The sequence below is a fragment of the Nesterenkonia sp. YGD6 genome (genome assembly GCF_022565895.1).
Taxonomy (GTDB): Bacteria; Actinomycetota; Actinomycetes; order Actinomycetales; family Micrococcaceae; genus Nesterenkonia.
Genome location: NZ_JAJOYY010000001.1, coordinates 33,080 through 48,108, shown reverse-complemented (window position 1 = coordinate 48,108; position 15,029 = coordinate 33,080). Strand labels below are relative to the sequence as shown.

Annotated in this window: 12 protein-coding genes and 3 tRNA genes; 13 read left to right on the top strand and 2 right to left on the bottom strand. The window is 67.6% G+C overall.

What is annotated here, in order from left to right:
- The 11 genes from ilvN to LTI14_RS00180 all read left to right on the top strand — a co-directional run bounded on the left by ilvN (nt 1) and on the right by LTI14_RS00180 (nt 10,333).
- Nucleotides 1–534: an acetolactate synthase small subunit gene (ilvN, locus tag LTI14_RS00230; protein WP_241464375.1), complete on the top strand. Its 534-nt coding sequence runs from the start codon at nt 1–3 to the stop codon at nt 532–534.
- A 57-nt stretch (nt 535–591) separates the two neighbouring features.
- Nucleotides 592–1,617, top strand: coding sequence for a ketol-acid reductoisomerase (gene ilvC / locus LTI14_RS00225; protein WP_241464376.1), 1,026 nt, complete (start codon nt 592–594; stop codon nt 1,615–1,617).
- Nucleotides 1,618–1,729: 112 nt separating this feature from the next.
- A complete protein-coding gene (gene serA / locus LTI14_RS00220) occupies nt 1,730–3,325 on the top strand; it encodes a phosphoglycerate dehydrogenase (protein WP_241475169.1) in 1,596 nt (531 codons plus the stop codon).
- Nucleotides 3,326–3,423: 98 nt separating this feature from the next.
- Nucleotides 3,424–5,034 (top strand): methionine--tRNA ligase, encoded by a 1,611-nt coding sequence (gene metG, locus LTI14_RS00215; protein ID WP_241475167.1) that lies wholly within the window; start codon nt 3,424–3,426, stop codon nt 5,032–5,034.
- A gap of 116 nt (nt 5,035–5,150) precedes the next feature.
- Nucleotides 5,151–6,242, top strand: coding sequence for a 3-isopropylmalate dehydrogenase (locus LTI14_RS00210; RefSeq protein ID WP_241475160.1), 1,092 nt, complete (start codon nt 5,151–5,153; stop codon nt 6,240–6,242).
- Between the two features lie 131 nt (nt 6,243–6,373).
- A complete protein-coding gene (locus LTI14_RS00205) occupies nt 6,374–7,447 on the top strand; it encodes a branched-chain amino acid aminotransferase (RefSeq protein ID WP_241475158.1) in 1,074 nt (357 codons plus the stop codon).
- A 59-nt stretch (nt 7,448–7,506) separates the two neighbouring features.
- Nucleotides 7,507–8,280 carry a fumarylacetoacetate hydrolase family protein gene (locus LTI14_RS00200; RefSeq protein ID WP_241464381.1) on the top strand — a complete coding sequence of 258 codons (774 nt, stop codon included), beginning with the start codon at nt 7,507–7,509 and terminating at the stop codon, nt 8,278–8,280.
- 8 nt (nt 8,281–8,288) lie between these two features.
- The gene (gene gltX / locus LTI14_RS00195; RefSeq protein ID WP_241464382.1) at nt 8,289–9,827 is read left to right on the top strand and encodes a glutamate--tRNA ligase; all 1,539 of its coding nucleotides are present in this window, start codon (nt 8,289–8,291) and stop codon (nt 9,825–9,827) included.
- Between the two features lie 122 nt (nt 9,828–9,949).
- Nucleotides 9,950–10,021 (top strand) — tRNA-Gln (locus LTI14_RS00190).
- Nucleotides 10,022–10,092: 71 nt separating this feature from the next.
- Nucleotides 10,093–10,165, top strand: a tRNA-Glu gene (locus tag LTI14_RS00185).
- Nucleotides 10,166–10,257: 92 nt separating this feature from the next.
- A tRNA-Glu gene (locus LTI14_RS00180) sits at nt 10,258–10,333 on the top strand.
- A 184-nt stretch (nt 10,334–10,517) separates the two neighbouring features.
- Here LTI14_RS00180 and LTI14_RS13160 read toward each other — a convergent pair.
- Nucleotides 10,518–11,348: a CPBP family intramembrane glutamic endopeptidase gene (locus tag LTI14_RS13160; protein WP_241464383.1), complete on the bottom strand. Its 831-nt coding sequence runs from the start codon at nt 11,346–11,348 to the stop codon at nt 10,518–10,520.
- 110 nt (nt 11,349–11,458) lie between these two features.
- Between LTI14_RS13160 and LTI14_RS00170 the strand changes: the two genes are divergently transcribed.
- Together LTI14_RS00170 and LTI14_RS00165 are read left to right on the top strand one after the other, a co-directional pair.
- Nucleotides 11,459–13,207, top strand: a complete 1,749-nt coding sequence (locus tag LTI14_RS00170; protein ID WP_241475156.1) for a DUF4012 domain-containing protein — start codon at nt 11,459–11,461, stop codon at nt 13,205–13,207.
- 243 nt (nt 13,208–13,450) lie between these two features.
- Nucleotides 13,451–14,092, top strand: coding sequence for a hypothetical protein (locus tag LTI14_RS00165; RefSeq protein ID WP_241475147.1), 642 nt, complete (start codon nt 13,451–13,453; stop codon nt 14,090–14,092).
- Nucleotides 14,093–14,266: 174 nt separating this feature from the next.
- Here LTI14_RS00165 and LTI14_RS00160 read toward each other — a convergent pair whose 3' ends face one another.
- The gene (locus LTI14_RS00160) at nt 14,267–14,800 is read right to left on the bottom strand and encodes a DUF421 domain-containing protein (RefSeq protein WP_241464386.1); all 534 of its coding nucleotides are present in this window, start codon (nt 14,798–14,800) and stop codon (nt 14,267–14,269) included.
- Nucleotides 14,801–15,029: the final 229 nt, after the last annotated feature.

The following is a 15,029-nucleotide window of genomic DNA, read 5'->3' as shown; positions in this document are numbered from 1 at the left end:
ATGGGCACACATGACATCGTCTCGCCGGAGCAGCGACGCACCCTCTCGGTCCTGGTCGAGGACGTCCCCGGCGTGCTGACCAAGGTCTCCGGACTCTTCGCCCGCCGCGCGTTCAACATCCACTCGCTGGCGGTGGGTCCCTCCGAGCTGCCGGGGCTGAGCCGGATCACCGTGGTGGTCGACGCCGACTCCAAGCTGCTCGAGCAGATCACCAAACAGCTGAACAAGCTGATCAACGTCATCAAGATCATCGAGCTGGCACCGGAGAACTCGGTCCAGCGCGAACACCTGCTGATCAAGGTGAAGGCCGACTCGCCCACCCGTCTGCAGGTCACCCAGGCCGTCGAGCTCTTCCGCGCCAAGATCGTGGACGTCTCCGTGGACTCACTGACCGTCGAGGCCACCGGCGCGCCTGACAAGCTCAATGCTCTGCTGGAGGTCCTGGAACCCTTCGGAGTCCGCGAGATCGTGCGGTCCGGCGGGCTCGCGATCTCCCGCGGCGCGAAGTCCATGACCGACAGAGCGCTGCGCTGAACACCACCTCAGAACCACTGACCTGTAACCCCACCCCCACCATGAGGAGCCCTCACTGTGACTGATCTCTATTACGACGACGACGCCGACCTGTCCGTGCTCAGCGGCAAGAAGGTCGCTGTCATCGGCTACGGATCGCAGGGCCATGCCCACGCGCTGTCCCTGCGCGACTCAGGCGTCGACGTCGTCGTCGGTCTGAAGGCCGACTCCAGCTCCAAGGCCAAGGCCGAGGAGCAGGGCCTGACCGTGAAGACCGTGGCCGAGGCATCCGCCGAGGCCGACGTCATCATGATCCTGGTCCCGGACCAGCACCAGGCCGCGGTCTACTCCGCCGAGATCGCCCCGCACCTGGTGCCCGGCAACGTGCTGCTGTTCTCCCACGGCTTCAACATCCGCTTCGGCTACATCGAGGCGCCCACCGAGGTCGGCGTCGCGATGGTCGCTCCGAAGGGACCGGGCCACGTGGTCCGCCGCGAGTACGAGGCCGGCCGCGGCGTGCCCGCCCTGATCGCCGTGGAGCAGGACCCCTCCGGCCAGGCCAAGTCGATCGCGCTGGCCTACGCCAAGGGCATCGGCGGCACCCGCGCCGGCGTCATCGAGACCACCTTCACCGAAGAGACCGAGACCGACCTCTTCGGCGAGCAGGCAGTCCTCTGCGGCGGCGCCTCCCAGCTGGTGCAGTACGGCTTCGAGACCCTCACCGAGGCCGGCTACAAGCCCGAGATCGCCTACTTCGAGGTGCTCCACGAGCTCAAGCTGATCGTGGACCTGATGGTCGAGGGCGGGCTGACCAAGCAGCGCTGGTCCATCTCCGACACCGCAGAGTTCGGCGACTACGTCTCCGGCCCCCGCGTGATCTCCCCGGAGGTCAAGGAGAACATGAAGGCAGTCCTCGCCGACATCCAGTCCGGAGCCTTCGCGAAGCGCTTCATGGATGACCAGCGCGACGGCGGCAAGGAGTTCAACGAGCTCCGCAAGAAGAACGAGTCGCACCCGATCGAGTCCACCGGACGCGAGCTGCGCAAGCTCTTCTCCTGGATCCCGCAGGATGATGACTACACCGAGGGCACGACCGCTCGATGAGCTGACACGGTGAGCGGGGCGGGTCATGGCGGCCCGCCCCGCTCACCGTCTTCGCGTGCACCACCCATCACGAAGCCATCCCTAGAAGCGCCCCGAGCAGAAGAAGGACATTGTGAGCACTCACCGCCCCGTCGTCGTACTTGCCGAAGAACTCTCACCCGCCACCGTCGATGCGCTGGGACCGGACTTTGAGATCCGCCAGTCTGACGGCACCGACCGGGAGCGGCTCTTCGCCGATCTCGCGGACGCCGACGCCATCATGGTGCGCTCGGCCACCCAGGTCGACGCCGAGGTGCTCTCCCACGCCAAGCAGCTGAAGGTCGTCGCCCGGGCAGGCGTGGGTCTGGACAATGTCGACATCAAGGCCGCCACCGCGGCCGGTGTGATGGTCGTGAACGCCCCGACCTCGAACATCACCTCCGCCGCGGAGCTCACCTGCGCCCACATCCTGGGCCTGGCCCGACACATCTCCCCGGCGCACCAGTCGCTGCGCGACGGCGGGTGGAAGCGCTCGAAGTACTCCGGCATGGAGCTCGCGGAGAAGACCCTCGGCGTGATCGGCCTGGGCCGCATCGGCGGACTCGTGGCCGAGCGGATGAAGGCCTTCGACATGGAGGTCATCGCCTACGACCCCTACGTGACCTCCGCCCGGGCCCACCAGCTCGGCGCCCAGCTGGTCACCCTGGATGAGCTCTACGCGAAGTCCGACGTGATCACCATCCACATGCCGAAGACCCCCGAGACCCTGAACATGCTCAACACCGAGGCCTTCGCGAAGATGAAGGACACCGCGTTCGTGGTCAACGTCGCCCGCGGCGGTCTGATCGACGAGGCCGACCTGGAGCAGGCCCTGGCCGAGGGTGCCATCGGCGGCGCCGCCGTCGACGTTTTCGCCACCGAGCCCTCCACCGACCTGCCCTTCTTCACCCGCGACAACGTGGTGGTCACCCCACACCTGGGCGCCTCCACCGCCGAGGCCCAGGAGAAGGCCGGCGTCTCCGTGGCGAAGTCCGTGCGCCTGGCCCTGGCCGGCGAGCTGGTCCCCGACGCGGTCAACGTCGCCGGCGGCGCCATCGACGAGCTGGTCCGTCCCGGGATCCCGCTGATCGAGAAGCTCGGCCGGATCCTCAACGCCCTGGCCACCGAGGCCTTCACCGATATCGAGACCGAGGCCGCCGGCGAGATCGCCGAGCTCAACGTCTCGGCGCTGCAGCTCGCCGCCCTGAAGGGCCTGTTCACCGACGTCGTCTCGGAGCAGGTCTCCTACGTCAACGCCCCGGTGCTCGCCGAGCAGCGCGGGATCTCCACCCGGCTGACCACCACCACCGAGGTCGAGGACTACCGCAACGCGCTCACCGTGCGCGGCGCCACCAGCTCCGGGACCAACCTGGAGGTCCGCGGCACCCTCACCGGACCCAAGCAGATCCAGAAGATCGTCGGGATCAACGGCTACGACCTGGAGATCGCGCTCACCGAGCACCTGGTGGTGCTCGAATACGCCGACCGCCCCGGCGTCGTCGGCGCCCTGGGCCGGATCCTGGGGGAGCACCAGGTCAACATCGCCGGGATGCAGGTCTCGCAGAACACCAAGGAGGGCCGCGCGCTGGCAGTGCTGGCCATCGACGCCGCGCTGCCCGCCGGGGTGCTGGACGCGATCAACTCCGAGGTCCAGGCCAATCTGGCCGCCGAGGTCGACCTCGAGGACTGAGCCCAGCGCTGATCCGGTGCAGGTCTCGGTGCAGGTCTCGAGGACCGAGTCCTGCACCGGGATCTTCACCGGGCAACCGCGTGGGGTAAATTCCTAGGGTGACTTCTTCCAAGCCCCCGTTCTACATCACCACTGCGATCTCCTATCCCAATGGGACGCCGCATATCGGCCACGCCTATGAGTACATCGCCTCCGACGCGATGGCGCGCTTCAAGCGCCTCGACGGACACGAGACCTACTTCCTCACCGGCACCGATGAGCACGGGCAGAAGATGCAGCAGTCCGCGGAGAAGGAGGGCATCTCTCCGCGCGAGCTGGCCACCAGGAACTCGGCGGAGTTCAAGCGCGTCGACGACGACGTCCTGGGCGTCTCCTACGACCGCTTCATCCGCACCACTGACGAGGATCACTACGCCGCGTCGACCGCCATCTGGCGACGCATGGTCGAGGCCGGGGACATCTACCTGGACAAGTACGCCGGCTGGTACTCGGTGCGCGACGAGCGGTTCTTCACCGCCGACGAGACCGAGGTCCGCGCCGACGGCGAGCGCTACGCCACCGAGACCGGCACCCCGGTGACCTGGACCGAGGAGGAGTCGTACTTCTTCAGGCTTTCGAAGTACCAGCAGCCGCTGCTCGACTTCTACCGGGACAACCCCGACTTCGGCGGACCGCGCACCCGCTTCAACGAGGTCATCCGGTTCGTGGAGTCGGGTCTGGACGACCTCTCGATCTCCCGGACCACCTTCGACTGGGGCGTCCCGGTGCCGAAGGACCTCACCGCGCCCGAGACCGGCCTGGACCACGTGATGTATGTCTGGGTGGACGCGCTGACCAACTACCTCACCGGCGTCGGCTTCCCCGACACCGAGTCCGAGAGCTTCGCCAAGTTCTGGCCCGCCGACGTCCACGTCATCGGCAAGGACATCTCCCGCTTCCACTGCATCTTCTGGCCGGCGTTCCTGATGAGCGCGCAGCTCGAGCTGCCGAAGCGGGTGATGATCCACGGCTTCCTGCACAACGCCGGGGAGAAGATGTCCAAGTCCGTGGGCAACGTGGTGGCCCCCGCCGACTGGGTCGCCGAATACGGGCTCGACGCCGTGCGGTTCTTCCTGCTGCGCGAGTTCCCCTTCGGCCAGGACGGCTCGTACACCCATGAGGCCGTGCTGGGCCGGAAGAACTCCGATCTGGCGAACAATCTGGGCAACCTCGCCCAGCGCTCGCTGTCGATGATCGCCAAGAACTGTGACGAGATGATCCCGCAGCCGGGTGAGCGCACCGCCGCTGACCGCCGGATCCTGGCCCAGGCCGATGAGCTGCTGGAGATCAGCCGCGAGGCCTATGACATGCAGGACTTCCACCGCGCCCTGGAGCGGACCTGGTTCGTCCTCGGGGAGGCCAACGCCTACTTCGCCGAGCAGGAGCCCTGGAAGCTCAAGAAGACCGACCTCTCCCGGATGAACACGGTGCTCTTCGTGACCGCCGAGGTGGTGCGCAAGGTCGCGCTGCTCGCGCAGCCGGTCATGCCGGAGTCCGCCAGCAGGCTCCTGGACGCGCTGAACGTCGCGGCCGCCGGCGACGCCGGACGGACCAACGCCTCCGGTGCGGGCCCGCGCAGCTTCGAAGCCTTCCACACCGAGCTTCTCCCCGGCACCGTGCTGGCCAAGCCCACGCCGATCTTCCCTCGCCACGAGGAGAAGACCGACTGAGCAGGGGAGATCACCGCCCTGCGGGCAGCAGCTCCACGGTGCGGGCCTGATCTCAGATGCTGAGAGGCTGCGCCGACCCTGTCGTCCTGCCGGGACCCAGCACATAGAGTGACGCTATGGCTCAGAACACATTTGACATCGCAGTAATCGGCGGCGACGGCATCGGACCCGAGGTGGTCGCGGAGGCCCGGAAGGTGCTCGACGCCGCGCTGGCCCCGGAGGGCGCCGAGTTCACCTACACCGAGTACTCCCTGGGCGCCGAGCACTGGCTCACCACCGGAGAGACCCTCACCCAAGAGACGCTGCAGGCCCTGCGCGGGCACGACGCGATCCTCTTCGGTGCGGTGGGCGCCGACCCGCTGGACACCCGGGTGCCCTCCGGGATCATCGAGCGTGAGCTGCTGCTGGGACTGCGCTTCAACCTCGACCACTGCGTGAACCTGCGCCCCACCCGCTCCTACCCCGGGGTCGTGTCCCCGCTGCGCGGCGTGGACGAGGAGAACCCGATCGACTTCGTCGTCGTCCGCGAGGGCACCGAGGGTCCCTACGCCGGCAACGGCGGGCTGCTGCGCCGCGGCACCGACGCGGAGATCGCCACCGAGGTCTCGGTCAACACCGCCTACGGCGTGCGCCGCGTGGTCCAGGACGCCTTCGTCCGCGCCCAGGCCCGGGACAAGCACCTGACCCTGGTGCACAAGAACAACGTGCTGACCTACTCCGGCGACCTCTGGACCCGGACGACGGCGGCCGTCGCCGAGTCCTTCCCGGACGTGCGCTGGGACTACATGCACGTCGACGCCGCCACCATCCACATGGTCAACAACCCGCAGCGCTTCGACGTGATCGTCACCGACAACCTCTTCGGCGACATCCTCACCGACCTGGCCCCGGCCGTCACCGGCGGCATCGGCCTGGCCGCCTCGGCCTCGATCAACACCGCCGGCACCGCGCCGTCGATGTTCGAACCGGTGCACGGCTCCGCCCCGGACATCGCCGGCAAGGCGATCGCCGACCCCACCGCGGCGGTGCTCTCCGCGGCGCTGATGCTCGATCACCTGGGTCTGAGCGAAGCCGCGGCCCGGGTGGAGACCGCGGTCCACGCGCAGCTGAGCCAGTGGGCGCAGGACGGGATCTCCGGGCTGAACACCAGCCAGCGCGGCGACGCCTTCGTGGCGCGCCTGTCCGGCCGCACCGCGCCCGTCAGCTGAACCGGGCCCGACCCGCTGAGCCCGGCTGTCCAGTCGAACCGTGCTGGGCGGCCGGGGGAGCGAGTCTCGTAGAGTAGGGCACGAGACTCACTCGCAGCGCGCACCCGCTCGTGCACATCTGAAAGGTCACCATGACGTTCCATCACACCCCCCACCCGACGCCCACCTCGCCCGAGCGGCTGCAGCAGATCCTGGCGAACCCGGGCTTCGGGACGAACTTCACCGACCACACCTCGGTGATCGACTGGACGTCGGAGGGTGGCTGGGGCAACGCCCGGGTGGAGCCCTATGGCCCCATCTCGCTGGACCCGGCGGCGGCGGTGCTGCACTACGCCCAGGAGGTCTTCGAAGGGATGAAGGCCTACCGGCACGCCGACGGGGGGATCTACACCTTCCGCCCGTGGGAGAACGCCCGACGGCTCAACCGCTCGGCCGTGCGGATGGCGCTGCCCGAGCTCCCCGAGGAGCTCTTCATCGAATCTCTGGAGGAGCTGGTCCAGACCGACAAGGACTGGGTCCCCGACGGCGACGGCGAGGCGCTCTACCTGCGGCCCTTCATGTTCGCCTCCGAGGCGTTCCTCGGCGTCCGGCCTGCCAACGCGGTCTCCTACCGGGTCATCGCGTCTCCGGCCGGAAACTACTTCGGCGGCGAGCTCAAGCCGGTGCGCATCTGGGTCTCCCGCGACTACATCCGCGCCGCCCCCGGCGGAACCGGCGCGGCCAAGACCGGCGGCAACTACGCCGGCTCTCTGGCCGCCCAGCAGCAGGCCACCGCCAAGGGCTGCGATCAGGTGCTCTTCCTGGACCCGCTGCGCGAGAACGCCATCGAGGAGCTCGGCGGCATGAACGTCTTCCTGGTGACCGCCGACAACAAGCTCATCACCCCCGCGCTGACCGGCACGATCCTGGAGGGCATCACCCGCGCCTCGGTGATCCAGCTGGCCAAGGACTGCGGCATGGAGGTCCAGGAGCGGCAGGTCACCCTGGAGGAGTGGGACGCCGGCATCACCGACGGCAGCATCACCGAAGCCTTCGCCTGCGGCACCGCCGCGGTCATCACCCCCATCGGGGAGCTGCTGGACGGGGAGCGCAGCATCGCCTCCGCCGGCACCGGAGCGGTCACCCTCTCGATCCGCGAGGAGCTGCTGGGCATCCAGACCGGCACGGTCCAGGATCGCCACGACTGGATGCACCGCCTCGCCTGAGCCGCTGGAGAACGGACCACTGCGGAACGTGCAATGCGCGTGGGCGATAGAGTTGGCCCATGCGCATTGCTCGTTTTGTCACGGACGCCGAACCCTCCTACGGTCTTGTCACCGGGGAAGAGGGCGAAGAAACCATCATCGGGCTCAACGGAGACCCGTTCTATCAAGGGATCCAGCAGACCGAGACCACCCACCGCCTCGAAGACGTGCGGCTGGTCGCCCCGATCATCCCGCGCTCGAAGGTGATCGGAGTGGGTCGCAACTACGCCGACCACGTCAAGGAGATGGGCGGAGAGATCCCGGTCTCGCCGCTGCTGTTCCTGATCCCCAACACCGCCGTGGTGGGCCCCAACGAGCCGGTCACGCTGCCCTCCTTCTCTGAGGAGATCAGCTACGAGACCGAGCTCGCCGTCGTCATCGGGCGCATCTGCAAGGACGTGCCGGTGGATCGGGTCCAGGAAGTCATCTTCGGCTACACGGTCGCCAACGATCTCACCGCCCGCGATGCACAGCGCACCGACGGCCAGTGGGCCCGCGCCAAGGGCTTCGACGGCTCCACCCCGCTGGGCCCCTGGATCGAGACCGACCTCGAGCCCGAGGGCCTGCGGATCTCCGGACGGCTCAACGGCGAGACCGTCCAGGACGGCTCCACCTCCGAGATGATCTTCGGCGTGGCCGAGCTCATCGCCTACATCTCCCAGGCCTTCACCCTGCTCCCCGGTGACGTCATCCTCACCGGCACCCCGGCCGGCGTCGGGCTGCTCGGCGCCGGAGACCGCTTCGAGGCGGACATCGAAGGCATCGGCACTCTCGTCAACCACTTCAGGAACTGATTCCACACATGACTGTCACTTCTGCTGCACCGTCCACCGAGATCCCCGCCGTCGACCCGAGCACGCAGGTCCGGGTCCGCTTCTGCCCCTCGCCCACCGGCACCCCGCACGTCGGGCTGATCCGCACCGCCCTGTTCAACTGGGCCTACGCCCGGCACACCGGCGGCAAGATGATCTTCCGGATCGAGGACACCGATACCGCCCGGGACTCCGAGGAGTCCTACCAGCAGCTGCTCGAGGCGCTGCGCTGGCTCGGGATCGACTGGGACGAGGGCGCCGAGACCGGCGGCCCGCACGCCCCCTACCGGCAGTCCCAGCGCGGTGACTTCTACGCCGAGGTGCTCAGCCAGCTGCTGCAGGCGGGATTCATCTACGAGGCCTTCTCCACCCCGGAGGAGGTCGAGGCACGCCACCAGGCCGCCGGACGGGACCCGAAGCTGGGCTACGACGGCTTCGACCGGACGCTGAGCCAGGAGCAGATCGACGCCTTCCGTGCCGAGGGCCGCGAACCGGTGCTGCGCTTCCGGATGCCCGAGGAGGACATCACCTTCACCGACGTCGTGCGCGGCGAGATCACCTTCGGCGCCGGGTCCACGCCTGACTTCGTGGTGGCCCGCGCCAACGGCCAGCCGCTCTACACCCTGGTCAACCCGGTGGACGACGCCGCCATGGAGATCACCCACGTGCTGCGCGGCGAAGACCTGCTCTCCTCCACCCCGCGCCAGGTGGCGCTCTACCGGGCGCTGCACGCGATCGGCGTGGCCAAGCACATGCCGGTCTTCGGTCACCTGCCCTACGTGATGGGGGAGGGCAGCAAGAAGCTCTCCAAGCGGGACCCGGAGTCGAACCTCTTCCACCACCGCGACCGCGGCTTCATCCCTGAGGGTCTGCTGAACTACCTGGCGCTGCTGGGCTGGTCGCTCTCGGCCGATGAGGACATCTTCACCGTGGAGCAGCTCATCGAGCACTTCGACATCGCCGACGTGCTGGCCAACCCCGCACGCTTCGACGTGAAGAAGGCCGAGGCCATCAACGGCACCCACATCCGTCGCCTCCAGGCCGCAGACTTCCGCGACCGCCTGGTGCCCTACCTGCAGGCCAGGGGCCTGCTGGGGGAGCAGCTGGCGCCGGGACAGGCCGCTCTGCTGGACGGCGCGGCGCCCCTGGTGCAGGAGCGCATCGCGCTGCTGGACGAGGGTGCGGACATGATGGCGTTCCTCTTCACCGACGACGCCGACCTCGCCATCGAGGACAAGGCCTTCAGCGGGCTCGGAGATCAGGTCTTCGAGACCCTGGACGCCTCCATCGCGGCGCTCAGCGACATCGAGGACGCCCGGTGGAGCACCGAGGTGATCGAGGCTGCGCTGCGCGAGGCGCTGCTGGAGGGGCTCGAGCTCAAACCGCGCAAGGCCTTCGGCTCGGTGCGCTCGGCGATCTCCGGACGTCGGGTCTCCCCGCCATTGTTCGAATCCATGGAGCTGCTGGGACGCGAGTCCTCGCTGAGCCGGCTGCGCCGGTTCCGGGAGCTCGTCGCCGCACGCGGCTGATCTGTTCCACTCACCGGTGGCGCCGGGCTCATTTTGTGCTTGGGCGCCACCAGTGTGTATAGTTGATTCCCGTTGCTCGGCGCGGAAATATGGCCGCTGCGACGGCGTTGACAAGCGAATATTGGGCTATGGTGTAATTGGCAACACAGCGGTTTCTGGTACCGTCGTTCTAGGTTCGAGTCCTAGTAGCCCAGCGGAGACGCTTATATGGTCTCTATCACAGCAGGATCGGCCCTCGGCGACGGGGGCCACAGCTATGGAATACGGCCCCATCGTATAGCGGCCTAGTACGCTGCCCTCTCACGGCGGTAACGCGGGTTCGAATCCCGCTGGGGTCACGGCCGTATGTCCCCCACGCTCCTCGGAGCGCGGGGGACCTACATTCCACAATGCAGGACCCTCCCGCCGCGCGGGAGGCACAAATTGATAAGGCCCCATCGTATAGCGGCCTAGTACGCTGCCCTCTCACGGCGGTAACGCGGGTTCGAATCCCGCTGGGGTCACCACGGCTCCGCAGCGCAGACCCGGTGTCTGAGCAGCGGAGGCTGAGGAATTTCTCATCGCAATGCCCGTCCCTTGAGGGGGCGGGCATTATGCGTCTCTCCGGTTGTCGTCCGGCGAGCTGATGGTGGCCGAATTCCCTGCGGGTCTCCTCCGCGGGTCTCCTCCGCCGGTCTCGGCCGCCGGCGGCTACGCCAGTGCGGTCCCGGTCAGGGCGAGCGCGACCCACATGCCGTTGAACACCATGTGAACCAGCACGGCGCCCCAGATCCGACCGGTGAAGAGCACGAGCATGCCGCAGGTCAGACCGACGAGCGCGAGATAGACCGGTTCGTCCCAGCGGTTCATCCCGTTGACGGCATGAAGCGCCACGAAGGCAGCGGTGGAGGCGAGGATGGCGAGCAGGCCGGCCTCCACGCCGCGTCGGGCCATGCGGTACACGGACACCAGCACCACGCCGCGGAAGAGGAACTCCTCCACCAGCGGCAAGATCAGCACGGGGGCGAACAGGCCGAGGAGCAGCCACGTCGCGTTGATGCTGAGGTCGCCGTTGAGGGTCGGGTAGGAGGGCAGCCCACCAGGACTGCCGGCGGCCACCTCGAGCCACCCCTGCACGATGCGCAGCAGGACGCCGAGGCCGAGACCCCACAGGATGTCGGTCCACCGGAAGCGAAAGAGGCCGCGGGGACGGGAGCGGGCAATGGCGATGACCACGGGCACGGCCATGCCGATCCACAGCAACAGGGACGACAGCACCGGCCCGAGCGGAGCTTCCAGCTGGGTCCGGGCAGCCACCGAGAGCACCAGGGCCGCGCCGACGGCGACCGCGGTGTAGGCGAGAACCGTGCCGTTCCAGGCGCGTGCCGTCCGGCTGCCCTCGAGCCAGGTCCGTGTCCCGCGGGCCCGCCGCTCAGCGGAAGAAGCGTGCTTCACCGCGACGGGCGTGACGTGCTCTGGGGTGGGCGGTTCGATGCGGCTGGTGGTGCGATCCGTCTCGACGGCGCTGTTTGGGGACTTCACCCGGCTAAACCTACCTGAGAGACGCGGGCGTGGCCGCGGGTCCGCCCGCGTGCCACGACTGATCATTCGGCCGACAGGGCGAGCCTGTGGATTGCCATAGGATGGCCCCCATGGTCAGGAAGCGACAGCATCGGCGCAGAGGCGCAACAACACGGGTCTCCGCCGGACGGATCGTGCTCGCGCTGGTCACCACGCTCGCGCTCGGGTTCGTGGTCGTGCTCGCCTGGGCCGGAGTCGGTGCCGTCCGCGCGCTGCCGCACATCGAGCGCGCCCAGCAGGTGGCTGCAGGACTTGACATGCAGTCCGTGCTCGCCGGCGACACGTCGCAGGTCGACGAGCTGCAGAACGAGCTGGCCGCCGCACGCAGCAACACGTCCGGGCCTGCGTGGAGGCTCGCCGAGGGCGTGCCGTGGGTGGGCCCGCAGTTCACCGCCACACGCACGCTCACCGAGACGCTCGACGATCTCGCCAGCGACGGGCTTGCCACCGCGGCCGAGGCCGGTGACGGGGTGGACGCGCTGCTGCCGCGCGAGGGCCAGGTTGATGTCGCCGGACTGAGCGCGCTCAACGCGCAGGTCGAGTCGGCGCTGCTCTCCGTGACCGACGCTCGCGCCCGCCTCGCGACGATCGAACCAGCCGGCGTCGTCGGTCCGCTGCGGGACGGCACTGCGCAGATCGATGAGCTGCTCGCTGAGATCGAGCCGACGCTCGAAGGCACCTCCCGTGCGACCTCGCTGCTGCCCGGGCTCCTCGGCGCCGAGGGACAGCGCGAGCACCTGCTGCTCCTGCAGAACAGCGCCGAATGGCGATCCCAGGGCGGCATCATCGGATCGGTCATCAAGCTCACCGCGACCGATGGGGAGATCGAGTTCAGCGATCAGCTGCCCGGACGCAGTTTCAGCAGCGAGGAGGCTGTCACGCCCCTCGAGTTCGACACCAAGCTGATCTTCGGCGACCGGCCCGCCCGCTATATGCAGAACCCCACCATGATTCCCGACTTCGCCGAGGCCGCGCACGTGGCCCGCGAATTCTGGAAGGCCGATCAAGGGGGCGACCCGACGGGAGTGATCGCGATCGACCCGGTCACGCTCTCCTACCTGTTGGAGGCCACGGGCCCGTTGGAACTGCCCACCGGTGACGTGATCTCCAGCGAGAACGCGCTGCAGCTGCTGCTCAACGAGGCCTACCTGCGATACGAGGACCCCGCCGAGCAGGACGTATTCTTCGGTGTCGCCGCCGACGCCGTGTTCGAAGCCCTGCTCAGCGACGACGTGGACCCGGTCACCGCGGTGCAGGCCATCACCCGGGCCGTCGACGAGCGCCGCCTGCTGGTGTGGAGCGCCGACGAAGACGAGCGCGCGCTGCTCGAAGACACCTCCGTGTCAGGCGCAATGCCGGTCAGCGACGACGAGAACACCGCGTTCGGCGTGTATCTCAACGACGGCGTCGGGGCGAAGCTCGACTACTACATGGCAGCCGGCTCGAGCGTCGCCTGGTGCAGCGACGCCACGGCATCCCTGCGCGTGACCCTGCGCAACGACGCCCCAGAAGACATCAGCGACTACCCCGACTACCTGCTCGGCACGTCAGGCGAGGAGACCCAGAGCGGCGTCCCACGCGGCATCAATCGCACGCTTGCCTACGTCTACCTGCCCGAGGGGGCCGAACTGACCGGCGATGCCGGTGAGGCGCAGCTCGCGGGTCAGCACGACGGCCGCAACGTCTACGAGTGGACCACCGACCTCGCGCCGGGGGAGTCTGCCACGCTCGACGTGCAGGCGCAGACGAATACCGGGGACCAGTTGGATGTCGTTTCGACCCCCGTGTTGACCGACGTCGACGTCGAGCCGGAATGCTGAACTGACCGTTTCTCTTCGGCAGTCAGCGCCTGAGGCGTACGGCAGATGACGAGCGTGTTATCTTTTCCTTTGGATAGAGCAGATATCGGGTGTGTATCCCTGAGAAATTTGCATTTCACCGGTGACGAACCGTAGATTGAATGGTGTCACTCAGCCCCAGCAAGACCGGGAGCGGGAGATGCCGGGCGACTCTTCACGGAGATTGCTTTAAACCAATATTCCTGCAGCTTTGAGGTAGACCCCATGAAGAAGACCTTCGCAAAGACCCTTTCAGTCGCCGGCATCGTCGGGTTTGTGGCTCTCGCCCCGGCCCCCGCCATGGCCTACGCACCGACCCCGACGCCTGACAGCATCACGGTTTCGATCAACACGCCCATCACCGTGGTCTTCAGCCCGATCTTCATCGCGGGTGAGGACGTCAACATCGTGCTGACCGGCATCAACGGCAACACCCAGAGCCTCGCCTCTGTCGGTGCAGTCTCCAGCACTGATGTCACCAAGACCGCCGGCCCGAACGGCGACGTCTCCGCTGAGCTCACCTTCAACAGCGACGCCTCGGGCTCCTACGAGCTCACCGCCACCGGCGCCGAGAGCGGCCTGACCGACACGGTCACCATCACCATTGCAGGCACCGACGATTCCGGCACTGATACTGCCGGCACCGGTACCGATGCAGCCAACACCGGCGTCAACGGCGCCGGCACAGACGGCGCCGACGCAGCAGGCACCGACGCCTCCGGCGCAGACGCAGCCGGCGCCGGCGACGAGCTCGCCGCCACCGGCCCGGGCTCGATCGGCATCCTGGTCGGCGGCGCAGCACTGCTGCTCGTCGGCGGTGCCATCCTCGTCGCTCGCTCACTTCGCAACCAGAAGTCACACGCCTGACGAGTAAGCTTCACGCTCTGCGCTCTGCGCCCGCTTCCTGACGGAACGGGCGCAGAGCGCTTTTGTATGCGTGGTCCTGGACCACGCATTGAGGGGCGGATTCTCCGTGCATCTCATGGGCCTATTCGGCCCAGAGTGCTCGGAGAATCCGCCCCTCGACGTGGGAGGAGTGGGTCAGTCGTCTTCGGCCTCGCCGGTGAACTTCAGCACCGAGGAGGAGTCGTCGAGCTCGGCGTCGCCGATGACCACCAGGCCGCCGTTCTGCTCCAGGATCACCGCCGAGACCTCCTTCAGGGAGCCGCGGGAGGAGGAGCGCACCGCGGTGTGGATGTCGTCCTCGACCAGCTGGTGCTTGCGCAGCGCCTTGCGCTGGAACTTGCCCTGGTAGTAGATCAGCACCGGGGGCGCGTCCAGGATCCGGCGCATCTTCGGGGAGCGGCCGCGCATCCAGGCCATGAGCCACTGCAGCAGCACCAGCAGCAGCACCGTGAGTATCGCCTGGCTCAGCGGCACATCGACCGCGGTGAGGGTACGACCGAACGCCGAGCCGATGGTGACCGCCACGATGAAGTCCAGCGGCGTCATCGACGCCATCGTCCGCGGGCCGGAGAGTCGGAGAATGATGAGCAGGGCTATGTAGCCTGCGGTGAGTGTGATGACGGTGTGGATGATGGGATCCCACCCGTCCCAGAATTGGGTCATGTCCATCGGCTGACCCTTTCACCTCGCTGTGTCGGTGTCCACCGGAAGCGTCCACCGGCACAGCGAACACGATGGGGTTGTCCCATATGCTCCCCGCCTCGATTCGAGAGTGATGAATGTCTCACTGAGAATCGGTGCTCGTCGCGACCTCTTCGGGAACTCGGTATACCTAATTTCGACTCGGCACTAAGTAGTAGGAAGCAGGTCGCCTTGGCATTGACGGTAATTGAACCTA